Origin of the sequence: Gordonia sesuvii (assembly GCF_036350415.1) — a bacterium.
GTDB classification, from domain to species: domain Bacteria; phylum Actinomycetota; class Actinomycetes; order Mycobacteriales; family Mycobacteriaceae; genus Gordonia; species Gordonia sesuvii.
Genome location: NZ_JAZDUF010000013.1, coordinates 15,248 through 41,445, shown reverse-complemented (window position 1 = coordinate 41,445; position 26,198 = coordinate 15,248). Strand labels below are relative to the sequence as shown.

29 protein-coding genes and 1 tRNA gene are annotated in these 26,198 nt (G+C 66.6%); 14 read left to right on the top strand and 16 right to left on the bottom strand.

The window, feature by feature from the left end; genetic code table 11:
- Positions 1-240 precede the first annotated feature (240 nt).
- Positions 241-1,068 (bottom strand): shikimate 5-dehydrogenase, encoded by an 828-nt coding sequence (locus VZC37_RS24570; RefSeq protein WP_330437409.1) that lies wholly within the window; start codon positions 1,066-1,068, stop codon positions 241-243.
- 67 nt (positions 1,069-1,135) lie between these two features.
- On the opposite strand from VZC37_RS24570, the gene VZC37_RS24565 reads away from it, so the two are divergent.
- Both VZC37_RS24565 and VZC37_RS24560 read left to right on the top strand, forming a co-directional pair.
- Positions 1,136-1,525 carry an SRPBCC family protein gene (locus tag VZC37_RS24565; protein ID WP_431309493.1) on the top strand — a complete coding sequence of 130 codons (390 nt, stop codon included), beginning with the start codon at positions 1,136-1,138 and terminating at the stop codon, positions 1,523-1,525.
- 139 nt (positions 1,526-1,664) lie between these two features.
- Positions 1,665-3,002: a glycoside hydrolase family 183 protein gene (locus VZC37_RS24560; RefSeq protein WP_330437407.1), complete on the top strand. Its 1,338-nt coding sequence runs from the start codon at positions 1,665-1,667 to the stop codon at positions 3,000-3,002.
- A gap of 9 nt (positions 3,003-3,011) precedes the next feature.
- On the opposite strand, the gene VZC37_RS24555 is transcribed toward VZC37_RS24560, so the two are convergent.
- Complete coding sequence (locus tag VZC37_RS24555; RefSeq protein ID WP_330437406.1) at positions 3,012-5,381, bottom strand: Tex family protein; 2,370 nt, start codon at positions 5,379-5,381, stop codon at positions 3,012-3,014.
- Positions 5,382-5,537: 156 nt separating this feature from the next.
- Between VZC37_RS24555 and VZC37_RS24550 the strand changes: the two genes are divergently transcribed.
- Complete coding sequence (locus tag VZC37_RS24550; protein ID WP_330437405.1) at positions 5,538-7,157, top strand: FAD-dependent monooxygenase; 1,620 nt, start codon at positions 5,538-5,540, stop codon at positions 7,155-7,157.
- Positions 7,158-7,192: 35 nt separating this feature from the next.
- On the opposite strand, the gene VZC37_RS24545 is transcribed toward VZC37_RS24550, so the two are convergent.
- Genes VZC37_RS24545 through VZC37_RS24535 form a run of 3 tightly spaced genes read right to left on the bottom strand, consistent with a single transcriptional unit; the run spans position 7,193 to position 9,270 of the window.
- Positions 7,193-7,387 (bottom strand): AMP-binding enzyme, encoded by a 195-nt coding sequence (locus VZC37_RS24545; protein ID WP_330437404.1) that lies wholly within the window; start codon positions 7,385-7,387, stop codon positions 7,193-7,195.
- A gap of 47 nt (positions 7,388-7,434) precedes the next feature.
- A complete protein-coding gene (locus tag VZC37_RS24540) occupies positions 7,435-8,229 on the bottom strand; it encodes a hypothetical protein (protein ID WP_330437403.1) in 795 nt (264 codons plus the stop codon).
- Positions 8,230-8,283: 54 nt separating this feature from the next.
- Complete coding sequence (locus VZC37_RS24535) at positions 8,284-9,270, bottom strand: Acg family FMN-binding oxidoreductase (protein WP_330437402.1); 987 nt, start codon at positions 9,268-9,270, stop codon at positions 8,284-8,286.
- Positions 9,271-9,575: 305 nt separating this feature from the next.
- Here VZC37_RS24535 and VZC37_RS24530 point away from each other — a divergent pair, with 305 nt between their 5' ends.
- From VZC37_RS24530 to VZC37_RS24520, 3 genes are all read left to right on the top strand, one after another.
- Entirely contained in the window at positions 9,576-10,148 is a 573-nt protein-coding gene (locus VZC37_RS24530) for a recombinase family protein (RefSeq protein WP_330437401.1), read from the top strand.
- The gene (locus VZC37_RS24525; protein ID WP_330437400.1) at positions 10,145-10,357 is read left to right on the top strand and encodes a hypothetical protein; all 213 of its coding nucleotides are present in this window, start codon (positions 10,145-10,147) and stop codon (positions 10,355-10,357) included. The genes VZC37_RS24530 and VZC37_RS24525 overlap by 4 nt, the downstream gene beginning before the upstream one ends.
- A gap of 76 nt (positions 10,358-10,433) precedes the next feature.
- Positions 10,434-10,925 carry a GNAT family N-acetyltransferase gene (locus tag VZC37_RS24520; RefSeq protein WP_330437399.1) on the top strand — a complete coding sequence of 164 codons (492 nt, stop codon included), beginning with the start codon at positions 10,434-10,436 and terminating at the stop codon, positions 10,923-10,925.
- Positions 10,926-10,938: 13 nt separating this feature from the next.
- On the opposite strand, the gene VZC37_RS24515 is transcribed toward VZC37_RS24520, so the two are convergent.
- Positions 10,939-11,094 (bottom strand): DivIVA domain-containing protein, encoded by a 156-nt coding sequence (locus VZC37_RS24515; RefSeq protein ID WP_330437398.1) that lies wholly within the window; start codon positions 11,092-11,094, stop codon positions 10,939-10,941.
- Between the two features lie 40 nt (positions 11,095-11,134).
- Positions 11,135-12,265, bottom strand: a complete 1,131-nt coding sequence (locus tag VZC37_RS24510) for an epoxide hydrolase family protein (RefSeq protein WP_330437397.1) — start codon at positions 12,263-12,265, stop codon at positions 11,135-11,137.
- Between the two features lie 68 nt (positions 12,266-12,333).
- Between VZC37_RS24510 and VZC37_RS24505 the strand changes: the two genes are divergently transcribed.
- From VZC37_RS24505 to ppsA, 3 genes are all read left to right on the top strand, one after another.
- Positions 12,334-13,299 carry a helix-turn-helix transcriptional regulator gene (locus VZC37_RS24505; protein ID WP_330437396.1) on the top strand — a complete coding sequence of 322 codons (966 nt, stop codon included), beginning with the start codon at positions 12,334-12,336 and terminating at the stop codon, positions 13,297-13,299.
- A gap of 103 nt (positions 13,300-13,402) precedes the next feature.
- Positions 13,403-14,242, top strand: a complete 840-nt coding sequence (locus VZC37_RS24500; RefSeq protein ID WP_330437395.1) for a pyruvate, water dikinase regulatory protein — start codon at positions 13,403-13,405, stop codon at positions 14,240-14,242.
- An 11-nt stretch (positions 14,243-14,253) separates the two neighbouring features.
- A complete protein-coding gene (gene ppsA, locus VZC37_RS24495; RefSeq protein ID WP_330437394.1) occupies positions 14,254-16,635 on the top strand; it encodes a phosphoenolpyruvate synthase in 2,382 nt (793 codons plus the stop codon).
- Between the two features lie 58 nt (positions 16,636-16,693).
- On the opposite strand, the gene VZC37_RS24490 is transcribed toward ppsA, so the two are convergent.
- The 3 genes from VZC37_RS24490 to VZC37_RS24480 form a co-directional block, all read right to left on the bottom strand.
- Positions 16,694-17,560, bottom strand: coding sequence for an alpha/beta fold hydrolase (locus VZC37_RS24490; protein ID WP_330437393.1), 867 nt, complete (start codon positions 17,558-17,560; stop codon positions 16,694-16,696).
- A gap of 84 nt (positions 17,561-17,644) precedes the next feature.
- A complete protein-coding gene (locus tag VZC37_RS24485; protein WP_330437392.1) occupies positions 17,645-18,067 on the bottom strand; it encodes a nitroreductase family deazaflavin-dependent oxidoreductase in 423 nt (140 codons plus the stop codon).
- 67 nt (positions 18,068-18,134) lie between these two features.
- Complete coding sequence (locus VZC37_RS24480) at positions 18,135-18,767, bottom strand: class I SAM-dependent methyltransferase (protein ID WP_330437391.1); 633 nt, start codon at positions 18,765-18,767, stop codon at positions 18,135-18,137.
- 158 nt (positions 18,768-18,925) lie between these two features.
- Between VZC37_RS24480 and VZC37_RS24475 the strand changes: the two genes are divergently transcribed.
- From VZC37_RS24475 to VZC37_RS24460, 4 genes are all read left to right on the top strand, one after another.
- Entirely contained in the window at positions 18,926-19,180 is a 255-nt protein-coding gene (locus VZC37_RS24475; RefSeq protein WP_330437390.1) for a FitA-like ribbon-helix-helix domain-containing protein, read from the top strand.
- Complete coding sequence (locus VZC37_RS24470; protein ID WP_330437389.1) at positions 19,177-19,590, top strand: type II toxin-antitoxin system VapC family toxin; 414 nt, start codon at positions 19,177-19,179, stop codon at positions 19,588-19,590. Before VZC37_RS24475 ends, VZC37_RS24470 begins: the two co-directional genes overlap by 4 nt.
- Positions 19,591-19,957: 367 nt before the next feature.
- Complete coding sequence (locus VZC37_RS24465; RefSeq protein ID WP_330437388.1) at positions 19,958-20,248, top strand: transposase; 291 nt, start codon at positions 19,958-19,960, stop codon at positions 20,246-20,248.
- Positions 20,245-21,183, top strand: a complete 939-nt coding sequence (locus VZC37_RS24460) for an IS3 family transposase (RefSeq protein WP_330437387.1) — start codon at positions 20,245-20,247, stop codon at positions 21,181-21,183. The genes VZC37_RS24465 and VZC37_RS24460 overlap by 4 nt, the downstream gene beginning before the upstream one ends.
- A 145-nt stretch (positions 21,184-21,328) precedes the next feature.
- Here the strand turns inward: VZC37_RS24460 and VZC37_RS24455 are convergent, their stop codons facing one another.
- Complete coding sequence (locus VZC37_RS24455) at positions 21,329-21,874, bottom strand: hypothetical protein (protein WP_330437386.1); 546 nt, start codon at positions 21,872-21,874, stop codon at positions 21,329-21,331.
- Positions 21,875-22,117: 243 nt separating this feature from the next.
- On the opposite strand from VZC37_RS24455, the gene VZC37_RS24450 reads away from it, so the two are divergent.
- The gene (locus VZC37_RS24450) at positions 22,118-22,330 is read left to right on the top strand and encodes a tyrosine-type recombinase/integrase (protein ID WP_330437385.1); all 213 of its coding nucleotides are present in this window, start codon (positions 22,118-22,120) and stop codon (positions 22,328-22,330) included.
- A gap of 274 nt (positions 22,331-22,604) precedes the next feature.
- Here VZC37_RS24450 and VZC37_RS24445 read toward each other — a convergent pair.
- The 5 genes from VZC37_RS24445 to VZC37_RS24425 all read right to left on the bottom strand — a co-directional run bounded on the left by VZC37_RS24445 (position 22,605) and on the right by VZC37_RS24425 (position 26,198).
- Positions 22,605-22,678, bottom strand: a tRNA-Pro gene (locus VZC37_RS24445).
- 75 nt (positions 22,679-22,753) lie between these two features.
- Positions 22,754-23,017 carry a GlsB/YeaQ/YmgE family stress response membrane protein gene (locus VZC37_RS24440; RefSeq protein WP_330437384.1) on the bottom strand — a complete coding sequence of 88 codons (264 nt, stop codon included), beginning with the start codon at positions 23,015-23,017 and terminating at the stop codon, positions 22,754-22,756.
- Positions 23,018-23,059: 42 nt separating this feature from the next.
- Complete coding sequence (gene der, locus VZC37_RS24435; protein WP_330437383.1) at positions 23,060-24,502, bottom strand: ribosome biogenesis GTPase Der; 1,443 nt, start codon at positions 24,500-24,502, stop codon at positions 23,060-23,062.
- A complete protein-coding gene (gene cmk, locus VZC37_RS24430) occupies positions 24,499-25,197 on the bottom strand; it encodes a (d)CMP kinase (RefSeq protein ID WP_330437382.1) in 699 nt (232 codons plus the stop codon). Before cmk ends, der begins: the two co-directional genes overlap by 4 nt.
- Positions 25,194-26,198, bottom strand: coding sequence for a pseudouridine synthase (locus tag VZC37_RS24425; RefSeq protein WP_330437381.1), 1,005 nt, complete (start codon positions 26,196-26,198; stop codon positions 25,194-25,196). The genes cmk and VZC37_RS24425 overlap by 4 nt, the downstream gene beginning before the upstream one ends.

Genomic DNA, 26,198 nt, shown 5'->3' with positions numbered 1-26,198 from the left:
GCCACGACTCAACCCTCTACTCTGAGACACGGACATCCTTCTTTCTGTGCATTGGGACACCAAGCCCGTCAACCACAGCAAGAAGGATGTCCCTCCAGCAACAACCTCCACGCCCTATTACTAGGAGCCCGCGAACGAAGTGAGCGTGCGTCACGAAGGGCAACCCTTCGTGACACTCGGCTAGCGCCTCGTTCCTCAGGGACCGGGGTGACAGACCCGGGCGACAGCCGATCTCGCTCATCAGGGCCCGGGGGGAACGTCCCTCGAGAACTCGGAAGCCCGCGCCACCTGCTCGGGGGTGATCACAACGCCGGTGTATCTCTCGAACTGCCGGGCCGCCTGCAGCGCGATCACCTCAGCACCCGTGATGACCCGTTTGTCCATCTCGCGGCCCACACGGATCAGGGGCGTCTCCGCCGGGAATGCGACGACGTCGAACACGACCTCGGCGGCATCGACCTGTGCGTCGTCGAACGACAGCGCGTCCTCATCGGCACCTCGCATGCCCAGCGGCGTCACATTCACCAGGACCGACGTCCCGGGTTCCGGATCGCCGGTGACGTGGGTGTAGCCGTACTTCTCCGCCAGCGCAGCCCCGGCCATCTCGTTGCGGGCGATCACCGTCACGTCGTCGAATCCGGCTCCGCGGAAAGCCGCGACGACCGCTTTGGCCATGCCCCCGGAGCCCCGGATCGCCACCGACGCGGCGTTGTCGAGCTCGTGCGTCGCGATCAGTGCCGCCACCGCCTCGTAGTCGGTGTTGGATGCCGTCAGTCGCCCGTCGTCGTTCACGATGGTGTTGACCGATTCGATCGCCGAGGCGGACTCCTCCATCTCGTCGACGAGCGGAATCACCGCTTCCTTGAACGGCATCGAGACCGAACAGCCCCGGATGCCCAGCGCCCGCACACCACGGATCGCCCCCTCGATGTCGTCGGTGGTGAAGGCCTTGTAGACGAAGTTCAGCCCCAACTCGTCATACAGGTAGTTGTGGAATCGGGTCCCGATGTTCGACGGTCGGGCCGCGAGCGAGATGCACAGCGTCATGTCCTTGTTCAGGATCGGCATGAGGTCAACTCTAACGCGTGCCCCACAGGCGGTCGCTCGAGAACGGTAGCCTCGGGCGATGGGTGAGATGCGCAGCCGACATATATCTGTGGTGATCCCGGCGGCGCCGTCCGTGGTGTACGAATACGCCTCGGCTCCAGAGAATCTCCCGGCATGGGCGGCGGGGCTGGCATCGGGTGTCACCCGCGACGGCGACTCCCTGATCACCCAGTCGCCGATGGGCGAGGTCCGCGTTCGATTCGCGCCTGCGAACGCGTTCGGGATACTCGACCACGCCGTGACCCTCCCGGACGGCACCGTCGTCGACAACCCGCTGAGGGTGATCGCGCATCCGGACGGTGCCGAAGTCGTGTTCACCGTCCGTCAGCGTGACCTCTCCGACGACGCGTTCGACGCCGACTGCGCGGCGGTACAACGGGACCTGGAGACCTTGCGCAACGCGGTCATCGGCCGCTGACGACCACCGCTCACCCGCGACCGGTGAGACCAGATCGTGACCGCGGCCGACTTCGGTTCGCGCGAACCATCAGTCACAATGACCTCACCAGTCACATGCGTCACACCACCACTTCGGAGGTACCGTGCGGGGTCGTCTCATGCGTACTGCCCGACTCACCCTTGTCGGTGTCGTCGGGCTCTCGGCCTGCGTGCTCGGCACGACGCTCGGTGCAGGCGTGGCAGCGGCGGCGCCCTGCGGCAACGGCGGATTCGGGTCGAGTGTGCCCGACACCGGATCACTGGGTTCGAGCGGTTCGCTCGGTTCGACGGGCTCGACCGGTTCACTCGGCAGTTCCGGAGTCCCCAACATCGGCCCGCAGGGACCGTTGCCACCGTACTTCGGGGTCAGCACCCGCTCGGTCGCCTGGGTCACCGGCCCGCTGAGCCCGAACCGGACGTTCAGCCGCTTCGGTATCAGCGGCACCGACCTCGGCGTGAGCTGGGACAACGGGCGCGGACAGACGCTGATGGCATTCGGCGACACGTTCGGAGACTGCAACGCCCTCGGTCAGCAGTGGCGGCACAACGTCTTGCTGCGCACGAATGACGACCGTCTGGCCGACGGTATCCGGGTACCCGACGGGGTGGTCGGCGACCCCTCGTCCGGCACCGTGATCGCTCCGGGCGAGCCGAACTACGCGCAGGAACTCATTCCCTCGGTGGGCATCTCCGCCATCGAGGTGACGACGATCCCGACCGCCGCGATGTCGCTGCCACGGGGCGACGGATTCCGGCAGTACATCAACTACATGTCGGTGCGATCCTGGGGGTCGGCCGGCAACTGGATCACCAACTTCTCCGCGATCGCCCATTCCGACGACAACGGCCAGACGTGGCAGACCGACCAGAACACCATCCGCATCAACTCACCGATCTCGCTGGCTCTGCCCGCGGCGCTGCCCGATGTCGAGTACAACAACGGCAAGTTCCAGCAGAACGCCTACGTCCGCGGGCGGCCGGACATGGCCGATCAGCGCGACTACGTCTACCAGTTCGGCACACCCAACGGCAGGTTCGGGGCCGCGTTCCTCGCCCGCTTCAGACCGGCCGACATCCTCGACCTCGACCGCTACGAGTACTGGGGAGGCGAGGCGCTCGGTTGGGTCGGCCTGGCCGAGATGCCCGATGTCGAGTCGCGCGTCGTGCAGCAACCGGTCACCGAGCTGTCGGTCGCGTGGAGCCCCTATCTGGACAAGTACGTGATGCTCGACGGCGACAACGGAATCCGGATGCGCACCGCCGATCGACCCGAAGGACCGTGGAGCGCACCCCGATACCTGGTCGTGCCCAACACCATCGTCGTCTACGGCCCGATGATGTTGCCGAACTCCCCCGCACTGCAGGGCGACTCCCCCGAGCTCTACTTCAACGCGTCACGGTGGAGCGACTACAACGTGATGCTGCTGCGTTCCGATCTCAGCCGGGTGCCGCGCTAACGGGACCCGTCACCGCCCGAAGCCGGCGTCGCGCAGCGCCTGCGCCATCGAACCGTTCGGCCGGCTTCGGCTGCCCTGGCCCGACTGGCGGCCGCGTTTGGTCGACCGGTTGCCACGCGCATCGTCGCGCGGCGCGCGGCTGGTTCGCTTGTCCCCGTTCTTCTTCGACGCCGAACGCTTGGCGTCGGCGCCCGGCTCGTCATCGAGTCGCAGGGTCAGTCCGATGCGCTTGCGGTCGACGTCGACATCGATCACCTTGACCCGGACCACCTGCCCCGACCGGACCACCTCATGCGGATCGGACACGAACTTGTCCGACATCGCCGAGACGTGGACCAGTCCGTCCTGGTGCACACCGACGTCGACGAAGGCCCCGAACGCGGCGACATTCGTCACGACACCCTCGAGGATCATCCCCGGCTTCAGGTCGGCCACCTTCTCCACCCCGGCCGCGAAGGTCGCGGTCTCGAACGCGGGACGCGGATCGCGGCCCGGCTTCTCGAGTTCGGCGAGGATGTCGGTGACGGTCGGGACACCGAAGCGATCATCGGCGAAGTCCGCCGGACGCAAACCCCGCAGGGACGTGGCGTCACCGATCAGCTCCGTGATCGCCAATCCCGACCGGTCGAGGATCCGCCGCACCACCGGATAGGCCTCGGGGTGTACACCCGAGGCGTCCAGTGGGTCGTCGCCACCACGTATCCGGAGGAATCCGGCGCACTGCTCGAAGGCCTTCGGTCCCAGGCGGGGTACGTCGAGAAGCCCGGTACGGCTGCGGAACGGCCCGGTGCTGTCGCGGTGGGCGACGATCGCCGCGGCGAGCGCGGGGGTCACCCCCGACACCCGGGACAGCAACGGCACCGACGCCGTGTTCAGGTCCACGCCCACCGCGTTCACCGCATCCTCGACGACCGCATCCAGACTGCGGGCGAGAGTCCCCGCGGTGACGTCGTGCTGGTACTGGCCGACGCCGATGGACTTGGGATCGATCTTCACCAGTTCGGCCAACGGATCCTGGAGCCGCCGGGCGATGGACACGGCGCCGCGCAACGACACGTCGAGCTGCGGGAGTTCCTTCGACGCGTATTCCGAGGCCGAGTACACCGACGCCCCGGCTTCGCTCACGACCGCCTTGGCGGGCGCCCGCGCGCCGGCCTTACGGATCTCACCGATCAACTCCGTTGCCAGCGCGTCGGTCTCGCGTGACGCCGTACCGTTGCCGATGGCGACCAGTTCCACGTCGTGGCGCGTGATGAGAGCACCCAGCGTGGCCTTGGCCTGGTCCCATTGCTTCTGTGGTTGGTGCGGGTAGACGGCGCACGTGTCGAGCACCTTGCCGGTGCCGTCGACCACCGCGACCTTCACCCCGGTGCGGAATCCGGGGTCCAGACCGAGGGTGGGGCGGGTCCCGGCCGGAGCCGCGAGCAACAGGTCCTTGAGGTTCGTCGCGAACACGGCGACCGCGTCGGCCTCGGCGCGCCGCCGGAGGGCGACGCGCGCCTCGATCGACGCCGACACCATCAGCTTGGTGCGCCACGCCCACCGGGCGGTGGTGGCCAGCCACGGCGTCGCGGCACCGGAATGTGCGGCGTCGATGCCGAGTGTGGCCGCGACCATCGCCTCGTAGGCCTCGTCGTCGCCGCCGTCGAGGGTCAGCGTGAGCGCCTCCTCCTTCTCTCCGCGCAGCACGGCGAGCACCCGGTGCGACGGCATCGAGTCCAACGGTTCGGTGAAGTCGAAGTAGTCGCGGAACTTCTGTGCGGCGGGCGACGCCGCCGCGGCCTCCGAACGTGGGGCCGTGCGGACCGATCCGTCCGTCCAGAACTTCTCGCGGATGGCCCCCACCAGTTCGGCGTCCTCGGAGGCCCGTTCGATGATGATCTGGCGCGCGCCGTCGAGGGCGGCGGTCGCGTCGGCCACCTGGTCGTTCACGAACTCCCCGGCCGCCTCGTCGGGCACGAGGCCCGGATCGGCGAGCAGCCGATCCGCGAGCGGCTCGAGCCCGGCTTCGCGGGCGATCTGCGCCTTGGTGCGGCGTTTGGGTTTGTACGGCAGGTAGATGTCCTCGACGCGGGCCTTGGTGTCGGCGGTCATCAGGGCCGCACGCAGCTCGTCGGTGAGTTTCCCCTGCTCGTCGATCGATGCGAGGACGGCCTCGCGGCGCTCGTCGAGTTCGCGCAGGTAGCGCAGGCGCTCGTCGAGGGTACGCAGCTGAGCGTCGTCGAGGCTGCCGGTGACCTCTTTGCGATAACGCGCGATGAACGGCACGGTCGAACCGTCGTCGAGCAGGCGCACGGCCGCGGCGACCTGCCCCTCCCCGACCGACAACTCCTCGGCGAGGCGTGCGTTGACGGACTTCACTGCTGGGCTCGCATTCACCCGGAGGACCCTACCGAAGTCTGCCGACACGTCCCGGAGGCAGCACCGACGGGTGTCGAACGACCCCACCGGAGCCGGTCTGACGAAGTCCACACGCCGCATGACCTGCGCAGCGATAATCGACAGGTACACCAGGGCCTGCCGAGAGGTGTGACGATGAACGACGTCGATGTACTCATAGCGGGCGCCGGACCCATCGGCCTCACCGCCGCAATCGAACTGCGACGACACGGTGTGCGGATCCGGATCGTGGACCCACTCGTGGAGCCTCCCCAGTACGCGAAGGCCGTCGGCATCCAGCCGCGGACACTCGAGATCTTCGAGGGCATGGGAGTGCTGCGTCAGGTCCTGGACGCGGGGCTCGAGATGCGCGGTCAACTCATGTACGTCAACGGCACCGAGGTCGCCCGCATCGACCTGGAGATGCCCGCCGATGTCCCGTTCCGGTTTCATTGCCTCCCGCAGTATGCGACCGAACGGATTCTCGCCGAGCGCCTCGACGATCTCGGCACCACCGTCGACCGCGGCACCCGACTCCTCGGCTTCGACCACGACGCCGACGGGGTGACCGCCACGCTCGACGGCCCGCAGGGTGAGGAGACGATCCGCTGCGGCTATCTGGTCGGCTGCGATGGTGCGCACAGCACCGTTCGCAAGGGACTGGGCCTCACGTTCGAGGGTGCCGCGTTCGAGGAGCAGTACATGCTCGGCGACGTCGCGGTGGACTGGTCAGCGCCGCGGGGCTACAGCATCCGGTCGACGCATCAGACCGACGGCGTCACCGATGATGGGCTGGTGTGCATCCCGCTTCCGGGGCACCGGCGGTATCGGATGTCGATGGTGGTACCCGACGAATTGGCGTCCGCACCGTCGACGGCATCGGGCGACGGTGTCGCGCACGGCTTCGAAGGCACCCGCAAACCCGGGCTCGAACACATCCAGGCGGTCGTCGATCGACTCGCCCCCGAGCCTGCCACGGTCTCCGACCTCCGGTGGTCATCGGTTTTCCGTATCAGCCACCGCATCGTCGACTCCTATTCGCGGGGCCGGGTTTTCGTCGCCGGCGATGCCGCACACATTCATCCGCCGACGGGCGCCCAGGGCATGAACACCGGCATCCAGGACGCGCACAACCTGGCGTGGAAGCTCGCGCTCGCGGTCGACGGCCTCGCCGCCGACGATCTGCTCGCGACGTACGACGCCGAACGGCGTCCGGTCGGTGAAGAGGTCGTGGGCCGCACGGTACGCAACGCCCGGGAGGGCGTCGGCGCCGACTCGTCGGATCCGTCCTACGTCATGCGCCGCGAGGGTCAGCTGCTGATCAGCTACGCGGACAGTCCGATCGTGGCCGCGCCGAGCGATTCCGGCGGGCCACAGCCCGGTGAACGGGCACCCGATGCGAGCGGCCTGACCCGCGAGGTGATCAGCTTCGACATCCGCCTGTATTCGCTGTTGGATCGGCGTGATCACACTGCGGTGCTGTACGCCGACGCCGACGCCGGTCCGGCGGAGGTCGTCGAATTCGAGGATCTCGCCGACCGACTACGGCAGGCCGGACGAGATCGGGTGGGCGTCTATATGGTCGCCTCACCCGAGGCGCAGGTCGGGTCGACCGCGTTGCCGTTGATCCGTGACAGCGCCGGCCTGTTCGCCGCCGGGTATGTGCCGGCCAGCTCGTCGATCTTCATCGTTCGGCCGGACGGCTACCTCGGGTATCGGGGCCCGACGGCCGACGCCGCGTCGGCGCTCGACCATCTGGCCCTGACGTTTCGCTGACACTGCCGGCGACAACGGCCGTGCGTCGTCCGGAGTCAGGCGCGGACCACCTCGGAGATCATGTCGCGCACCGTTCCCTTGACGACCTTTCCGACACTGTTGCGCGGCAACGCATCCACCACGTGGATCTCTCGCGGCACCTTGTAGCGCGCCAGTCGTGACCGGCAGAACGTCTCCATTTCCGCGGCATCCAGTGAGGCTGTGCGGTCGCACGGCACTTGTGCCCTCATGTGGGCGAACGCACACATGGGCCCGAGTCGGAACAGCGGACCGTCGGTCAGTCCGACGCTGGACGTGTGACGTCGTCAGCTCCCCCGGTACGGCGCAACCGGTCCAGGAGGTCGTCGAAGTCCGTGACGGACCCGAGGTCCGATGTCCGCCGCGGAGACGACGCGAGGTCGACATCCGATGACGCGTCGACTGAGGCCACCGCTCTGATCAGTCCCGCCGTGGCCGCGAACAGGTCTGCCCCGGGTCCGCCGACCTGCTGGTAGGTCTGGAGCAGCTGGTCCTCCGGCTCAAGTTCTCGTACCTCGGCCGCGCCGTTGACCTTGGCGACCAGGCTCACACCATCGGCAGTCAGATTCACCGTGCGGCCGAGCCAGTGCGAGGCGTCCTTCCCGATAAACGACGAGGCCGCACCCGTCGCGCCGGCCACGAGTTTCACCGCGTCGTCGAAGCCGAGATCGTGACCCGCCTGCCTTTTCGCGTAGGAATCGTGTGCGGCTGTGCCGGTTCGGATCACCAGCGCGACCCCGCCGACGACGTGGCGATAATCCGGGATCGCTGTCGCGAGCAGCTTCTCGGCGAAGGTCACGACCGGGTTCACCAGTGGGGCGAGCTCCGCGTGGTCTCGCGGCCGCACGACCAGATCACGCCGGTTATCCGGCTGTTCGATGATGACGGCGGGATTGTCCACGGTGGTGTCGCGCAACTGTTCGTCGAGGGATCGCGACGGACGCACGGTCGACTGGATGTACATGGCCCTCCTGGCATCCCACGTCGGCGCAGCAGCGTCGCCGGTCCGCATCGGCCCCGCTCGGCAGGTCATCGCAATTGTGGCGACCTGCATCGAGCCGACGCAAGTGCCGGCTCGACTCATGTCACCGCGGGGTGGTGAACTCTCCTACCGGGCGTCGTCGACGAGGGTGTCCTCGATCGGACGCCGCGGCGAGAGGGGCAGCTCCGGCGCGCCGGCCATCGGCCGACCCACCCGCAGGATGATCTGCGGGAAGTCGTTGCCGTCGAGCACGGTCTCTCTGATCTCGTCGCGAAACTCCGCGATTTCCAGCGGCTCGGTCACCGGACACGTCGCCAATCCCGAACGCGTTGCCGCGAGCAGTATCTCGCTTGTGGCCTGTCCGGCCCGCAACTGCGCCGCGCGGTCGTCGAGTGCCGATGCGATCACGATCAGGTCACCTGTCGCGCCGTTCGACGCCTCGACGTCCGACGCGCCTCCCGCAAAGGCGCGGGCGGGCAACTCCGCGTCCGGGGCGGACCGCACGACGCTGGGCCCCGGGACTCCTTCGTCGGATGACCGCAATCCACTCCAGGCGGCGAGTTCGATCTGATAGGCCGCGTCCTCCGCGTGAACAGCGGCCGCGCGGTGTGCCGCCCCCGTCAGACATGCCCGCCGGGCCTCATCGGTCACCCGAATCGCCGACACATCGTGGTGTGCGGCCCGCGCGATCAGATCGGCCACCAGATCGCTCGCCACTGGCCGGTTGTCGTATCCACGCCGGTCGGTGCGACGCACGCCGATCGCCTCGGCCAGCGATCTCTCGTCCTCGGTCGGCGCATGGAGCGTCGCGAAGGTGACCCGGGCGATGTGCCGAGGATCGAAAGTCCTGGGGAACGGGCGAATATCTGCTCGTCTCCCCTCGAGTGCCAGTGCGAGTTGCAGATGGTGCAGAGCGGCACCGAGACCGACGGTGGCATCCCGACCATCCGGATCAGCGTGGCGCAGTGCGACGTCGGTCTCGATGAACAGGTCCACCGCACTGTCGGTTCGACGCCACAGCCACGGCTGAGTGTTGTGCGCCGACGGAGCACGGTTCGCGATGGTTATTGCCCGCGTGAGCATGTCGGCATTGGTCGCCGCCGATTGCGCCATTCTGATCATCACCTTTGACGAGTTCACCGTCCACCCTTCCATGTCACACGCCCACGAAACAGGGACTTTCGGCATGTTCTCGGCCCAGCCGACAAGGGGCGCGATTCTCACATTTCCTACCATCTCGAAACACGAGTGGACCTGATAACGAGATGATCTCTGCACGTATGGGCCGCCACTTCGCGGCACTATGGACTACATCGATCTCGATATCTCACAACTCGCTGGCGATCGGGCACCATATTTCGCGACATTATGAGATATCCTGGCCGCATGGAAGCGCAGTTCCGGTCGGCGATGCCGACATGATGCTCGGCTACGCCCGTGCCGGCACGGAGACCCGATCGGTCGAGAACCAGATCGATGCTCTGACCGGAGCCGGGGTCGATCCCGAGCGGATCTACAGCGACGTGTCCACCGAGAGCGCGGCCGCGCACGAGCGTCCGGGATTGGCTGCCCTGCTGGGTTATGCACGACCGGGCGACACCACCGTCGTCGTCGGGATCGACCGACTCGGCCGCACCACCCCCGAGGTGCTGGCGACAGCGCGTGATCTCGCCACCAGACAGATCGGCCTGCGGTCATTGCGCGAAGGTCTGGACACCGACGACACAGCCGGCGCGATGATCGTCGGAGTGCTCGCGTCGCTCGCCGAACTGGACCGGGAAATCGGGCAGTCGCGGCGCAGGTCCGCCACCGCCTCCCGCGAGACCACCACCATGCCCGTGGGGCGCCCCCGGGCGCTCGACGGAGACCAGGTCGCGATTGCGGAACGGATGCGCGCCGACGGCCTACCGGTTCCCTCCATCGCCGCAGCCCTGGGAGTCAGTCGTGCGACGCTCTATCGCACACTCGCCGAAAGGCGTTCGGCCCGTTGATCATCGCCGACACCCACCTCGACATCGATCTGTTCCGGCGGGGCTTCGACGACGCCAACGCGCAACTCGACGCGTTCCCGCCGGCGTGGGCCCGGCATCACGCGTCCACGATCATGGCGAACAAGCGCGACACCGATGACGCCCAGCCGAGCTACACCCGTGGCTACCGCGCGGCGTTGTACGGCTACCTTCGCCACTCATCCGTGTGAGCCACACACGGTATCCGCGTGGGCCGATGCGAACCATGTTTCTTTCAGCAATGAGACTTGTGTCTACCGTGGAGCCGTGACCACCAGCGATGCCGACGCGCGTCTGGCCACGACAGCCGACGTGGCGGACCTGGCCGCGCTCCTCGACGCGTTCAATCGCGAATACGACGAGCCGACGCCGGGTCCGGCGCTTCTCTCGCGCCGATTGGCCGACCTGCTCGGCACCGAATCGACGTTCGCCGTGGTGTCGGGGTCCCCGCTCGCGGCCTTCGGGCTCGTCACGATCCGAACCAACGTCTGGGTCACCGGCGGCATCGCGCTCCTGGACGAGCTGTACACCGTTCCCGGCAAACGCGGCCGGGGTCTCGGCAGCGCCATCGTCGAACTGGCGGTCCTCGAGGCCGCACGACGTGGCGCGGGCGAGTTCGAGATCGAGGTGGACGAGCCCGACGTCGACGCGCATCGGTTCTATGCCAGGCACGGCTTCCCGGTGCGTGATCCGGCCACCGGCGATCGAGCGTTCGTGCTACGCAAGCAGATCGGTGACGTCACCCCGGGTGCGCACTGACGGCGCTGGCTCGTCAGTTACGTTCGTAGCGCTCCAGCCTCGCGTACAGCTCGCGCATCGTGGCCTCGACATCATCGAGGAACGAGTCGACCTGGTCTTCGTTGTATCCGCGTCGGCCGATCGGTGGTCGGCCGAACGCGACATTGTGAACATCATCGGGGGTGAGCATGCACACATTGTGGCAAACGGGCTGTCGCCCACCCGAGCACTCATCGCCGTCCCGCGAAGAACTCCCGGATGTCACCGGCGACCAGGTCGGGCCGCTCGAGCGCGGCGAAATGCCCACCCTCGTCGAACCGACTCCAGTGCACGATGTTCGAGTTGTCACGTTCGGCGAAGACTCGGATCGTCTGGAAGTCGCTGGCGAACACCGCAACACCGGTGGGTGCGGCGTTCACCTGCGGCTCGGCCGACGCCCGCGCGTTCTCGAGGTAGCTGCGGCTCATCCCGGACGCGGCATTGGCGAACCAGTTGACGCTGACTTCGAGCAGGATCGTCTGCAGCGGGACCAGTGAGGTCCCGTTGCCGAACGAGTTGAACAGCTCGCTATAGGCGAGCAACCCGACCGGCGAGTCGCTGAGACCCACCGCGACGGTCTGGGGCCGGGAGGCGTTCATCGTGTTGTAGCCCCCGACGGCCTGGAACCACTGCATGTGTTCGAGACCGGCGTAGTCCGCCGGCTCGAGCTTCTCGAACTCGTCCGGATCGCCGGAGGGAAACGAGAACAGTTGCAGAACATGTAGTCCCAGAAAGCCTTCAGGGTTGAGAAGACCGAGTTCGCGAGCGATGAGCGCGCCGTTGTCGGATCCGTGGATTCCGTAGTTCTCGTAGCCCAGGCCGCGCATCAGGGTGTCGTAGGCGGCGGCCACCCGGGCTGTGGTCCATCCGGCGGCGACCGGCTGCGAGTACCCGAATCCTGGGGCGTCGGGAATCACGACGTCGAACGCGTCCTCGGCACGACCGCCATGGGCGACCGGGTCGACGAGAAAGTCGATCATGTCGAGATAGTCGACGCTCGAGCCGGGATAAGTGTGCGCCAGCAATAGCGGGGTGGCGTCCGGCTCGGCGGAACGGACATGGATGAAATGAATGGCCTGCCCGTCGATCTCGGTGACGAAGTGCGGGACCGCGTTGATCCGGGATTCCGCTGCGGCCCAGTCGAAGTCGCGCCAGGCATCGACGGCCTCGCGCAGGTAGTCATTCGGGGTTCCCGCGTCCCAGTCGTCGGTCGGTGACGGTTGGGGCAGGCGGGTACGGGCAAGGCGATCGTCGAGGTCGGCGATTTCGGCATCCGAGACGGACACGGTGAACGGTTGGACGGTGTGCGTTGTTGTGGTCATGTCACGACGGTATTCCTCAATTAGGTAGGATCTGTTCCTAATAACGGACCGACTTGTGAGGACTTGCGATGGCCGATCCCACCGCGCGCCTGCTCGGACTCCTCGCCGTGCTCCAGACCCACCGTGAGTGCTCGGGCCGCGAACTCGCCGACCGTCTCGGTGTCTCGTCCCGCACGATCCGTCATGACGTGGACCGACTTCGCGAGTTGGGGTATCCCGTCGACGCGACCCGGGGCGCCGCCGGCGGTTATCGGCTCGGCTCCGGAGGCAGGCTGCCACCGCTGCTCCTCGACGACGAGGAGGCCGTCGCGGTCACCGTCGGACTACGCGCAGCCGTGGGGATCGCGGGGGTCGAAGAGGCCGGGACCCGAGCTCTCGCAAAACTGGAGCAGGTTCTCCCCACCCGGCTGCGGCCCACCATCGACGCGATCCGTTCGAGCGTGGAGCACGGACCGGAGAACACCGGCACCGACGCCCCCGACCCGCACGTCCAGACATCGGTCCTGCAGGCCATCGCCGCGGCCATCCGCGACGTCGAATGGCTGCGCTTCGACTACGATGACCAACCCCGGCTGGTCGAGCCCTACCGCCTTCTGTGCTGGCAGCGCCGCTGGTATCTGATCGCCCGGGACCCGCGCGCGGACACCTGGACGACGTATCGAATCGACCGGATGGACCTACGGATGCCGACGCGACGCCGCTTCGACCCTCAGCCGCTGCCCGGCGGGGACTACACGGCTTTCGCGATGCGCACCATCGCTGAGAGCGGCTGGAACGTGCATGCGCGTCTTCGTGTCGACGCCCCCGCCGAGGAGGTCCTGGCGCGGATCAACCCGGCCGTCGGAGCCGTCGAACCCATCGACGAGCACCACTGTGTCCTGGTCACCGGCGCCGACAGCCTCGACACCGTCGCCGTGTACATCGGCATGCTGATGATGGATTTCACGGTGGAGTCCCCCGCCGAAATCATCCCCCGCCTCCAGCTCATCTCGGCGCGATATGCGAGAGCAGTCGCCGGGTCCGCACCGCCGTGAACGACTCACCAACAGCTGGTAAAGCGACCTGCCCGACAGCCGACGAAACGCCTGCGCAACGATAGAGGGCACAACGTGACGTCGGCCGATGGGAAATGACCGAGTGAGTGAGACGTATGCCGGTGACCTGATCCCGGTCTTCTTCCTCTCCGACAGCACCGGTATCAGCGCCGAGACCATGGGCAACGCTCTGTTACTGCACTTTCCCGATCATCGGTTCGACCGGACGCTGATCCCGTTCATCACCACCGCCGACGACGCCCGTCAAGTCGTGCGGAGGATCGATGCGGCCGTTGACCGCGGGATGACACCGCTTGTCTTCGTCACGGCTGCACTCGACGACGTGCGCCTCGAGCTGCAACAGACCCGGGCACCTCTGATCGATTTCTTCGACATGCACATGCAGCAGGTCGAGGCGATCCTGGGAACGCGGGGCGCCCGGACACCGGCCCGCCTGCACGGTGTCGGCGACGTCAAGCGCTACAACGCCCGAATGCAGGCCGTGGAATACGCCATCGAACACGACGACGGCCAGAGTGTGCGCACGTTGGACAAGGCCGACGTCATCTTGGTGGCGCCGTCGCGATGTGGCAAGACTCCCACGACCATGTACCTCGCGTTGCAGCACGGCCTGCGGGTCGCGAACTATCCGCTCGTCGACGAGGATCTCGTCAGCACCGATCTGCCGCGCCCGATCCGGCACCTGCAGGACCGGTGCTTCGGGATCATCACGACCGCGGCCCGCCTCAGCGCGGTCCGGACGGAGCGTCGCCCGGATTCGACATACGCGTCGCTGCGGCAGTGCACCTACGAACTCAAACGTGCCGAGGAGCTGTACCGCACGCACGACCTACCTGTCATCGACTCGTCGGCGAAGTCCGTCGAGGAGATGTCCACCCTCATCCTGCAGGTGCTCGCCCGCAGGCCCCACCCTGACAACTGAGGAGTCAGTTCATGAACAGCAATGTCCGGTGGTTCGCCGACCTCGGCCTCGCCGACCTCGAGCAGGTCGGCGGGAAGAACGCATCTCTCGGCGAGATGGTCCGCAATCTGACCGACGTCGGGGTCCGGGTCCCCAATGGGTTCGCGACCACCGCCGACGCCTACCGGCGGTTCGTGAACCAACCCGATGCCGAGGGCACCAGCCTGGCCGACCGCATCAGCGCGCGTCTGGCCGGCCTCGACACCGACGACGTGCAGGCACTTGCCGCGACCGGTAAGGAGATCCGGGCGGCGGTGATGGATCAGCCGTTCCCCGCCGACCTCGAGGACGACATCCGGACCGCGTTCGCCGAGTTGTCGGGCGGATCGGACGAGGCGTCGTTCGCGGTGCGATCGAGCGCGACCGCCGAGGACCTGCCGGACGCATCGTTCGCCGGTCAGCAGGAGACGTTCCTCAACGTCCGCGGGATCGACGCGATCCTGCAGGCGATGCGCGAAGTGTTCGCATCGCTCTACAACGACCGCGCGATCGCCTACCGCGTGCACCACGAGTTCGAGCACGACGCGGTCGCCCTGTCGGCGGGCGTGCAGCAGATGGTGCGGTCCGACATCGGCACGTCGGGCGTCATGTTCACCATCGACACCGAGTCGGGTTTCGCCGACGCCGTGTTCGTGACGTCCTCCTACGGGCTGGGTGAAGCGGTCGTCCAGGGCGCGGTGAACCCCGACGAGTTCTACGTCTACAAGCCGGCCTTGCGCGCCGGCCGGCCGGCCGTACTCAAGCGCGGTATCGGATCGAAGGCCACCAAGATGATCTACACCGACGATCGTTCGGTGGGCCGGACGACCGAGTTCGTCGATGTGGACGCCGCCGATCGCCGCGTACTCAGCCTCACCGACGCAGAGGTCGAGGCGCTCGCCCGCCAGGCGTTGCTGATCGAGGAACACTACGGGCGCCCGATGGATATCGAGTGGGGCAAGGACGGCGTCGACGGCGAGCTCTACATCCTGCAGGCGCGCCCGGAGACGGTCCAGTCGCGGGCGGCGGTGACGGGCCAGCAGCGCTTCCGGCTCAACGAGTCCGGCAATGTCCTCGTCGAAGGCCGGGCCATCGGCGCGCGCATCGGCGCCGGCGCAGTCCGGGTGCTGGAGTCGGTGGAACAGATGCACGAGTTCCAGGCCGGCGAGGTACTCGTCGCGGACATGACCGACCCCGACTGGGAGCCGATCATGAAGCGCGCCAGCGCCATTGTGACCAACCGCGGCGGACGGACCTGTCACGCCGCGATCATCGCCCGTGAGCTCGGCATCCCGGCGGTCGTCGGATCCGGCGGCGCCACGCGGTCACTCGAGGCCGGCCGCGAGGTAACCGTCTCGTGTGCCGAAGGCGACACCGGGTACGTGTACGACGGATTGCTCGACTTCGACGTCACCGAATCGTCGATCGAGGCGATGCCCGAGATCAGCACGAAGATCATGATGAACGTCGGCACGCCCGAGCAGGCGTTCGCGTTCTCCCGGCTGCCGAACAACGGCGTCGGGCTGGCCCGCCTGGAGTTCGTGATCAACCGCCAGATCGGGATCCACCCCAAGGCCCTGCTCGATTTCGAGACCCTCGACGGCCCCCTCAAGGAGCAGATCGGTGAGGCGATCGCCGCGTATCCCAGTGCCCGCGAGTTCTTCGTCGACCGGGTGGCCGAGGGTGTCGCGACGATCGCCGCGGCGTTCGCACCTCACCCGGTGATCGTGCGCATGTCGGACTTCAAGTCCAACGAGTACGCGAAGCTGGTCGGCGGCGACCTCTACGAGCCCGACGAGGAGAACCCGATGATCGGCTACCGCGGTGCGTCCCGGTACCTGTCGAAGGACTTCGCCGACTGTTTCGCCATGGAGTGTGCGGCCCTGAAGTACGTCCGCGACGAGATGGGTCTGACCAACGTCAAGATCATGATCCCGTTCGTTCGCACACTCGCCGAGGCCGAAGGTGTGATCTCACTGCTCGCCTCGCACGGCCTGCGCCGCGGCGAGAACGGGCTCGAAGTGATCATGATGTGCGAGGTGCCGTCGAACGCGGTCATCGCCGACGCCTTCCTCGATCATTTCGACGGCTTCTCCATCGGCTCCAACGACATGACGCAGCTGACCCTCGGCCTCGACCGCGATTCCGCCCTCGTCGCCGACGGGTTCGACGAACGCGACCCGGCCGTGAAACACATGCTCGCCGCGGCGATCTCGGCCTGCAAGGCGCGCGGCAAGTACGTCGGTATCTGTGGGCAGGGCCCGAGCGATCATGTCGACCTCGCCGAATGGCTCCTCGAGCAGGGCATCGAATCCATGTCGCTGAATCCGGACACCGTGGTCGACACCTGGCAACGGTTGGCCGAGCTCGGCTGATCGGCCTCGTGCAGAAGTGACCCCGTCCCCCGGACGGGGTCACTTCGCGCATCGACGGTCAGCGGTCGAGAATGCGATGCAGCGCCTCGGCGAACGCCTCGGGTTCGCCCATCTGGCCGTATTCGCCGCCGAGGAATCCGGCGTGATCGCCCGGCACGGTCACATGCTCGAAGTCTCCGGCCGCGGCGAGTGCCCGCGCCCCGCGAGCGGCGAACTGTTCGCCGGATCCCGCTCCGGTGGCCACCATGATTCGGGTCTCTGACGCTGCGAGTGCCGCGAGGTCGTGACGGAACGGGGTGCAAGTCCGCATGTTCAATCCCAGAAGCGGATTGGCGCGCGAGCCGTCGTCATCGCCGGACATACCGAACATCGCCGGGTCGGGTGCCGGACCGGAGAGGTAGTCGTCGGGCAGCGGTCCTTGTTGGGAGACAAGCGCGATGAACTTCGCCATCGCGTGACCCTCACCCAGCTTCTGGTAGGTGTCGTAGATGTCGGCGACCACCGCGTCGATGACCTCGCGGTCCTCGACGAACTGCGAGGCCGGCGGCTCGTGCGCGACCAAGACACGCACGTCGGGCCGGCACGCGGCAAGCCAGGCAAGGGCATTCACCGCTCCCCCGCTGGTCGCGAAGACGTCAACCTGCCCGACATCGCTCGCGGCGAGCACCGCCTGTAGGTCGGCGGCATGTATCCCGGGGTCGATCTCGATGGTCGGGTCGTCGACCGCGCTGCGGCCCGCTCCGCGTGGGTCGTACGTGACGACCGTACGGTCGGTGAAGTGGCCCCGGAGGGTTCCGAACGCCTCGGCTTCCATCGGCGAGCCGAAGATGACGAGAGGTGTCCGGTCGCCTCCGGCGGCATGGACGTCATACGTGATGGTCGCGCCGGGGACGGCGATCGAGCGGGTGTCGACGGTGGTGGTCATCGGTTCATCTCCTGGTGTCGGAAATCCTGACCTGTAGACCACCCGAGCGCCACGAATTCATCGCAGCCTGCCGCCGGCGTCAGTTCACTCGAGTACGAACACCGGAATCTGTCGATCGGTCTTGGTCTGGTACTCGGCGTACTGCGGGAACGCGGCCACCGACAGGTCCCACCAGTGCTCACGCTCCTCGCCCTCGAGCTCACGGGCGGTCAGTTCTCGGACCGACGTGCCATCCTGCACCGAGATCTGCGGATGTGCCTTGACGTTGAAGTACCACGACGGGTGTCCGGGTGCCCCGCCCTTGGAGGCGACCATCGCGTACTTGCCGTTCTCCTCGACCCGCATCAACGGCACGTAGCGCTTCTTGCCCGACTTGGCCCCGGTGGTGGTGAACAGGACGATCGGGCGGCCCATCACCTGGACGCCGTCGGTCGTGCCTTGCTCCAGGATCTTCTCGGTCTGGTCACGCACCCACCCCTCGGGGCTGAGTTCTGGTTGATCGCTCATGTAGCTAAGCAACGTCTTCGTGGCCCGCGCCATTCCGCGGCGGCGCTACCCCACGGACGGCATCGAGTCAGCGCGGAGAGTGTCGCAGCACGGCGACCAAGAAGTCGGACTCCGGCGTGAAGGGCCGGACATCCCAGGCCGACAACAGCAACTCGCTCACCAGTCCCCCTGCGGCAGCATCGGCGAGGAAGTCGTCGAACGGATAGCCTCGGCCTGCGCCGAAGCCGACCACCACGCGCCCGTCGGGAGCGAGGTGCTCGGTGAATCGCGCGAGAACCGTCCGCCGGTCATCGGGATCGAGGAAGGTGACCACATTGCCTGCACTGACGATCATGTCGAACGCGGCGTCGATCCCCTCACCACGCAAGTCGAGTTCCGCCAGGTCGCCGACGAGCCACGTGGGACCCGGGTAATCGGATCCGGCAGCCTCGATCAGAACAGGATCAATATCGACACCCACGACCGAATGCCCTGCAGCGGAAAGGAACCCGCCAAGCCGTCCCGCTCCACACCCCGCGTCCAGGACATGCGCTCCGCGGTCGACCATCGCGTCGATCAGCCTGGCTTCACCGTCGATGTCCTGGCCGCGTGCCGCCAGGTCACGGAAGCGTTCACGGTAGCGGTGCGAATGTCCGGGGTCGGCCGCGATGATCTCCAGCCACGTGGACGGTCGGGAGTTCCCCGGGGTTGACGCCGTCACGGTGCAACTCCGGACGCGTCGCGGAGATCATCTGATCTGATCATCTGCCCATTCTGGCAAATCCCCTTTGGTCACGGACTCGCCATCGAACCCGGCAGCCGGTGACATCAATCGGAGCCCGTTGCTAGCATCGATATCAACAAGGGAGGATGATAGCGATGAAGAACGTGACGGTCCGAAATCTCAGCGACGAAGTGCACCGGGCGATCCGTATCCGCGCCGCGGAACACGGCCGTAGCACCGAGGCCGAGATACGGGCGATCCTCACCGACGCCGTGCAACCACCCGGCCGAATCAAGCTCGGCACGCAGCTGGCCGAGATTTGGGCGACCGAACCCTTCACCGAGGAAGAGCACGCCCAGCTGGACAACCGCGACCGTACGCATCACGAACCCATGGAGTTCGGCGAGTGATCATCCTCGACACCAACGTCGTCAGCGAACCCATGCGTCGCCGCCCGGAGCAGCGGGTTCTCGATTGGCTCGACATGCAGAATCTCGAGACCCTGTACCTGACCACGGTGACCGTCGGTGAACTGCGATATGGCCTGTCCGTCCTACCCACCGGCCGCCGCCGCGACGGACTCAGCGAACGACTGGAGCACACACTGTCGCTCTTCGCCGGCCGCATCCTGTCCTACGATCTCGACGCTACCGCCCACTACGCCCGCCTGATGTCCGTCGCTCGCGCCGCCGGAAGCGCGATAGCTACCGCCGACGGCATGATCGCCGCCAACGCAGCCGCCGCCGGGTTCGCTGTCGCCACCCGCGACACCACCCCGTTCCAGGCCTCTGGAGTCCCCACCATCGACCCATGGCAATAGCCTGACCCGGCCGCGGTGGACCACATGTGCCACCGCGTTCATTGGGCTTCCCGCGCAAACGATGCTGTGAACGAGATTCCCCGACAACACTATTCGACGGGTGATCTGACCCGAGTGGGCCTGGGCGGGAAGGTCCGCAATCGATCATGAGGGATGTTCCATGGGCTGGGATAACGCGCTCGGCTCCATCGGGTCTGCCCCAATGGACTTCTGCTGCCGTGTCTCGGTTCATCCACCCATCAACAATGACCAGCACATAAGTGCTGGTCATAGAGTCGGGCTGACAGGATTTGAACCTGCGACCACTTGACCCCAGGTATTGTGAGGTTCCCCCCGAACCGTAGAGGCATCGATAATGAGGAGCACGATGCCAGAGAAGCGCAAGAAGTACGACCGGGAGTTCCGGGATGGGGCGGTCCGGATCGTCGAAGAGACAGGTAAGCCGATTGCCCAGGTCGCCCGAGATCTGGGGATCAACGAGGGCACGCTGGGTAACTGGGTCAACCGGGCGCGCGCCGAGCGTGAGGGCCGCGGCGAGATGACCCCTGATGACGCCGCAGAGCTCAAACGGCTGCGTGATGAGGTCGCCGAGCTGCGGATGGAGCGTGATGTCCTCAAGCGATCGGTGGTCCTGTGGGTCAAGGAGGCGACGAAGTGAGTGTGGCACGCTTCGTCGCCGACCAGAGGACCATCTATCGGGTGCCACACGCGGTGACCTGTCGGCTGCTCGAGATCAGCCAGGCGTGGTTCTACAAGTGGCACAAGCGAGCGCAATCGCCAGGTGCGGCAACGGGTTTACACACTACGCGCGACTACCGTCGAGACACCATCGACCGAGCGGTGAAAGTAGCCTTCGACAAGGCCCGCGGGCTGCATGGGTCACCACGCCTGCATGCGGATCTACGTGCTGACGGATGGACGGTGTCGGAGAAGACCGTGGCCGAGTCGATGTGTCGCCAAGGCCTGGTGGCGCGGCGGATCCGTCGTCGTAACGGGCTGACCCGGCAGGACAAGACCGCGCCCAAGTTCCCCGATTTGTTGTGTCGTGATTTCACCGCGCAGAGCCCTGATCAGCGGTGGGTCGGCGACATCACCGAGATTCCGACCGCGGTCGGCAAGCTGTATCTGGCCACGGTCATCGACCTCTACAGCCGCCGGCTGCTCGGTGCGGCCACCAGCCGGCACCCCGATGCGGTGTTGGCGGGTGCGGCCATCGAGATGGCGGTCGCCACGCGGGGCGGTAAGCAGGCGATATGGCGTGATGAGGATGCGCAGAAGCTGATTTTCCACACCGATCGCGGGTCGACGTATACCGCGAAGAGGTTCACCAGGCTGTGCCGGCGGATGGGTATCCGGCAATCGATGGGGCGTGTCGGATCATGTTTCGACAACGCCGCCGCAGAGGCGTTCTTCTCATCGCTAGAGTGGGAAGTGTTGTCACGCAACGAGTTCGACACTATCATGCAGGCACAGGCAGTGGTGTTGGACTGGTGCTACGGCTTCTACAATCACCAACGCCGCCACAGCGCGATCGGGATGGTGAGCCCGGTCGACTACGAGAACGCCGCACGCACCGAACCCAAAGCCGCATAGAGGAGTCCTCCACGATTCCGGGGGAACCACATTGAGAGTATGTACATCGAGGCAGGTCAACGTTCATCCGCGACCCCACCGAGCAACCCCGAACTTCAGCGGGTGGGCGTACGAATGGGCGTACGTCGCCGCTGTGTTCGATCGACTAGCGCCGACTTGGTTCGAGGGCTTGGGCGACAACGAGCAGTATTCCGATCAGGACAAGTCCCATGAACGTCCCGAACGCCATCGGAACCCACGCAGCGACACGGTGAAGCGCGTCCACAATCCATGCGATCAAAGCCGGTACGCCGACGACACCCCCGATCGCCGCAACCACCCGCCAGTTCGATACATCGAGTCGGTCCGCGATGTACAGGGCAACTCCCATTAGCACGACCACGACCACCAACGCCCAGAAGAACGATCGGTTCCAACTGGTCGCGTGCCGCAGCACGGTATACAGCGACTGTCCGTACCAGAGCAATCCCCACACCACCCCGATGAATGTCGCAACAGCGATTACCGCGCCCAGCGCCAGTTCAAGCCACCCCGGCAATTCGAGGTTGTCAGCGATGCCGACGACCAGCGCCGCGACGAGAGCAACGCCCAAGGCGACCAGCGCCGGAATCAGCGCTGCCCCAAGCAAGTGGAGCCAGAAGTCACCGGCTTCCCAGTCGGATAGGTGATCCACTTCAGCATTGGTATTCATGGTGACGAGGGTCGCATGGCCCACTGACAGTTCTCGGATCATCAAAGGCGCTGTCAGTGCGCTATGCCAGACTCGGACTATGGACGACGACATCGCATTCGACTATGGCCAGATGCGCCACTGAAACCTGGGCCGCCCGTTCATCACGCGCTGCAATGGCGAGGAGGTTACCTACCCCGCGAGTGCTGGCTGGCGCGAGCAAGAAGACGGTCGTTTACGGGTGGGCGGGCCGGTCACCAGGACATGGGGCTGACCACCCAACTGGGCACGATGGTGGACCCCCAGAACCTGCTCCGTGTCGTGGAAGTCTCGGCGACAGCGGCGGGCTTTGAAGACGTGGGCGCTCACACCCTGCGACCCAGTGCCGCGACCGCATGGCTGGAGGCGAGCGTACACATCAAGGCGGTGGCCGATCTGGTGGGTCACGGATCCATCAGTGTGACCGGCGATCTGTAGGGCCACACGACGCCAGAGCAGGCGAAGAACGCGGTGGCAATGCTGGCCGCACGGCTCAGTCAGCCGCCCTCAGTCCGGCGACGGGGTTTCTCCGGAAGCGCTGCGCCATCGTCCTGGAAGAAAACCGCTACGCCGAAGGCCACAGTCCACCTGACGCCCCACCAAGCAACTTTCAACGGGTAGCCCATCGTGCAGCCCAATGGGCGTGTTCGATGGGCGCATGAGCAGGGCAAAGGGGCGGCTTCCGTTTTCAGAAACCGCCCCTGACCTGCGGTCGGGCTGACAGGATTTGAACCTGCGACCACCTGACCCCCAGTCAGGTGCGCTACCAAACTGCGCCACAGCCCGTTGCCCCGCGAACGAGGCCTTGATGACATTAGCCGACGACGGGTGTTCCGATCCAATCGCCTGGTCAGGCCAGGGTCAGTTGGCGGCCGAACGACCCTTGTAGAACATCCAGCCTGCGGTGATCAGGATGGCACCCACGATCGAGCCGATGATGCCGCTCGCGCGGAACTCCAGGCCGTCGCCAGAGAGCAGGCTGATCAGCAGACCACCGACGAAGGAGCCGACGAGCCCAGCCACGATTGCCAGAGTCCAGTCGATCCCCTTGGCGCCCTTGCCGAGGACGAGTTGCGCTCCCGCGCCGATCAGCATTCCGAACAGGATGATTCCGATGATGAGCACGAGTGGCAGTATCGCATGACGAACCACTCGCGCCGCACATGGTCAGCGTTTGCGGCGTTGCTCCCGTTTGTCGCGCACCCGCACGTTGATCCGCACCGGCGAACCGTCGAATTCGAACTCCTCACGCAGGCGGCGTTCCAGGAACCGGCGGTAGCCCGCTTCCAGGAATCCGGTGGTGAAGAGAACGAAAGTCGGCGGCCTGGTTGCGGCCTGGGTGGCGAACATGACCCGCGGCTGTCGACCGCCACGAAGCGGCGGTGGTGTCGCGGCGATGACCTCTTTGAGCCAGTTGTTCAGCCGGCCGGTGGGGATCCGCTTGTCCCATGACTCCAGGGCCCCGTCGAGTGCCGGTACCAGTTTCTGCACCGCCCGCCCGGTCGTGGCGGAGATGTTGACGCGGCGCGCCCATGGCACCCGCGCCAACTCGCGGTCGATCTCCTTGTCCAGCTGGTAGCGACGATCCTCGTCCACCAGGTCCCACTTGTTGAACGCGATGACCAGCGCACGGCCGCTCTCGATCACCATCGTCAGCACCCGCAGATCCTGCTCGGTGATCGGATCGGAGGCGTCGATCAGCAGAATCGCCACCTCCGCGGCCTCCAGCGCCGAGCGCGTCCGCAGCGAGGCGTAGTACTCGTGTCCGCTGGCCGTTCGCACCTTGCGGCGCAAACCGGCGGTGTCCACGAATTGCCATGTGCTGCCGCCGAGTTCGACGAGTTCGTCGACTGGGTCCACGGTGGTTCCGGCGACATTGTCGACCACGGAACGCTGTGATCCCGCGAGCTTGTTCAACAGCGAACTCTTGCCGACATTCGGTTTCCCGACGAGTGCGACGCGTCGCGGGCCGCCGAGCGACGGTGCCTCGCGGGGGGTTTCGGGCAGCACGTCGAGGATCACGTCGAGCAGATCACCCGCGCCGCGGCCGTGCGCCGCCGACACCGGATGGGGTTCGCCGAGTCCCAACGACCACAGTGTCGCGACCTCGGCCTCGGCCCGCTCGCTGTCGACCTTGTTGGCGGCGACCACGACGGGGGTCTTGGACCGGCGCAGCACACGGGCGACGGCCTCCTCGGTGGCCGTCGCTCCGACCGTGGCGTCGACGACCAGAACGATGGCGTCTGCGGACTGCATCGCGAACTCGGCCTGCGCGGCGACCGCCTGCTGCAGCCCCTTGGCGTCCGGCTCCCATCCACCGGTATCGACGACGGTGAATCGTCGCCCAGACCAGCTCGCGGCATAGGACACCCGGTCCCGGGTCACGCCGGGAATGTCTTCGACGACCGCCTCCCGGCGGCCGAGAATACGGTTGACCAGGGTCGACTTGCCGACGTTCGGGCGCCCGACGATGGCGACAACGGGAACCGGGGTCGCATCGATCGGCAGGCCGTCGACGTCGACACCGGACACCTCCCACTCCGACTCATCCGACCACGTCCCGTCGCCGGGCTGCGCGAGATCCTCTCCCGCTGAACCGTGTTCGCTCACGACTGCACTCCGATCCGATCGCGGACCAGGTCGTCGAGGGTGTCGATCACCTGGTCGAGGGTCAGGTCGCTCGTGTCGACGAGGACCGCGTCGGAGGCCGGGCGAAGCGGTGACACCGTCCGGGTGGAGTCGAGGTGATCACGGCGGTTCACCCCGGCCAGCACCTCGTCGAGGACGCTGTCGCGGCCGGCCGCCAGATTCTGCCGGTGCCGTCGGGCCGCTCGGGCCTCCGGTGTGGCGGTGAGGAAGATCTTGAGATCGGCGTCCGGGAACACGACCGTGCCGATGTCGCGACCCTCCACCACGACGAACGACCCGTCGGCCTCCCGACGTTGTACCGCGACGAGTTTGCTGCGGACCTCGGGTACCGCGGAGACCGCCGACACCGCATCGGTGACGGCGTCGGTGCGGATGGCCACCGAGACGTCGACGCCGTCGAGGTAGGTCCTGGACCCGGTTTCGGCCACGTCGAGTCGGATGTCGGCCGCGTCCACGACGGTGCCGATCGACGCGGCATCCTGCAGTGGCACACCGGCATTCAGTACCGCGAGGGTTGCCGCCCGGTACATCGCGCCGGTATCGAGGAACTGCGCGCCCACGCGGTCGGCGAGGATCTTCGACACGGTCGACTTCCCGGTTCCGGCCGGTCCGTCGATCGCGATGACCCGGGGACCGTTCGAGTTCGGCGTGGTCACAGGTTCACCGCCTTGTACAGCGCACCGATCTCGTTCTTGTTGAGCACGCGGAGACTGCCCGGGCGCTGGTCGCCGAGCGCGACCGTGCCGATGTGGGTGCGCACCAGTCCGGTGACCGGGAATCCGACTTCTTCCATGAGGCGACGTACGATCCGGTTCCGTCCCTCGTGCAGGACGATGCGGACCAGCGACTGGCCCTCGTGGACCTCGACCGGGGTGAACCCGTCGACCACGACCGGGCCGTCCTCGAGTTCGATGCCGGCACGCAGAGTGCGGCCCAGCGAGCGCGGCACTTCCCCACGGACGGTGGCGAGGTAAGTCTTGGGGACCTCATAGGAGGGGTGCATCAACCGGTGGGCGAGTTCGCCGTCGTTGGTGAGCAGCAACAGCCCCTCGGTGTCCGCGTCGAGTCGTCCGACGTGGAAGAGGCGCTGTCCGGCCATGACCCGCTCGGCGACGATGTCACCCACACACGGGCGACCCTGATCGTCGGCCATCGTGGACTGCCATCCTTTGGGCTTGTTGAGCGCCAGATACTGCTTGTCCTCGTCGATCACCACACGGGCTCCGTCGACGCGGATGATGGCGGTGTCGGGGTCGATCCGCAGGCCCTGCTCGGTGACGATTTCGCCGTCGACCTCGACCCGTCCCGCGGCGATCAGTTCCTCGGCTCCGCGTCGGGACGCGACACCCGCGGCGGCCAGCACCTTCTGCAGACGCACGCCGTCGGCGACGTAGGTCGCACCCGACTCGTCGTCGCGCCATCCGGCGTCAGCGTCGGGCCGCTGGTGGCGTGCCGGCTTGGCGTTGTTCAGCCGCACCTTGCCCGACGACACGTCGGGCTTCGACGAGCCCTTGCGGTGCGGTTTCTTGGACGAGGTGCCGGCGACCCTCGGGTTCGCCTTGTCTCCGGTCTTGCGGGTGTTCTTGCCGGTGCTCTGCGCCCGTGCCTGCTTCTTGCGGCGCGGACCCGGTGTGCCGTCTCGGCCAGCGGATGCCAT

Bases quoted from the DNA above. Each gene is read 5' to 3' on its own strand.
- VZC37_RS24570 (WP_330437409.1), bottom strand. From the start codon at position 1,068: ATGCCGATCCTGAACAAGGACATGACGCTGTGCATCTCGCTCGCGGCC.
- VZC37_RS24565 (WP_431309493.1), top strand. From the start codon at position 1,136: ATGCGCAGCCGACATATATCTGTGGTGATCCCGGCGGCGCCGTCCGTG.
- VZC37_RS24560 (WP_330437407.1), top strand. From the start codon at position 1,665: ATGCGTACTGCCCGACTCACCCTTGTCGGTGTCGTCGGGCTCTCGGCC.
- VZC37_RS24550 (WP_330437405.1), top strand. From the start codon at position 5,538: ATGAACGACGTCGATGTACTCATAGCGGGCGCCGGACCCATCGGCCTC.
- VZC37_RS24545 (WP_330437404.1), bottom strand. From the start codon at position 7,387: ATGAGGGCACAAGTGCCGTGCGACCGCACAGCCTCACTGGATGCCGCG.
- VZC37_RS24540 (WP_330437403.1), bottom strand. From the start codon at position 8,229: ATGCAGGTCGCCACAATTGCGATGACCTGCCGAGCGGGGCCGATGCGG.
- VZC37_RS24535 (WP_330437402.1), bottom strand. From the start codon at position 9,270: ATGGCGCAATCGGCGGCGACCAATGCCGACATGCTCACGCGGGCAATA.
- VZC37_RS24530 (WP_330437401.1), top strand. From the start codon at position 9,576: ATGATGCTCGGCTACGCCCGTGCCGGCACGGAGACCCGATCGGTCGAG.
- VZC37_RS24515 (WP_330437398.1), bottom strand. From the start codon at position 11,094: ATGCTCACCCCCGATGATGTTCACAATGTCGCGTTCGGCCGACCACCG.
- VZC37_RS24510 (WP_330437397.1), bottom strand. From the start codon at position 12,265: ATGACCACAACAACGCACACCGTCCAACCGTTCACCGTGTCCGTCTCG.
- VZC37_RS24505 (WP_330437396.1), top strand. From the start codon at position 12,334: ATGGCCGATCCCACCGCGCGCCTGCTCGGACTCCTCGCCGTGCTCCAG.
- ppsA (WP_330437394.1), top strand. From the start codon at position 14,254: ATGAACAGCAATGTCCGGTGGTTCGCCGACCTCGGCCTCGCCGACCTC.
- VZC37_RS24490 (WP_330437393.1), bottom strand. From the start codon at position 17,560: ATGACCACCACCGTCGACACCCGCTCGATCGCCGTCCCCGGCGCGACC.
- VZC37_RS24485 (WP_330437392.1), bottom strand. From the start codon at position 18,067: ATGAGCGATCAACCAGAACTCAGCCCCGAGGGGTGGGTGCGTGACCAG.
- VZC37_RS24475 (WP_330437390.1), top strand. From the start codon at position 18,926: ATGAAGAACGTGACGGTCCGAAATCTCAGCGACGAAGTGCACCGGGCG.
- VZC37_RS24465 (WP_330437388.1), top strand. From the start codon at position 19,958: ATGCCAGAGAAGCGCAAGAAGTACGACCGGGAGTTCCGGGATGGGGCG.
- VZC37_RS24455 (WP_330437386.1), bottom strand. From the start codon at position 21,874: ATGAATACCAATGCTGAAGTGGATCACCTATCCGACTGGGAAGCCGGT.
- VZC37_RS24450 (WP_330437385.1), top strand. From the start codon at position 22,118: ATGGGGCTGACCACCCAACTGGGCACGATGGTGGACCCCCAGAACCTG.
- VZC37_RS24425 (WP_330437381.1), bottom strand. From the start codon at position 26,198: ATGGCATCCGCTGGCCGAGACGGCACACCGGGTCCGCGCCGCAAGAAG.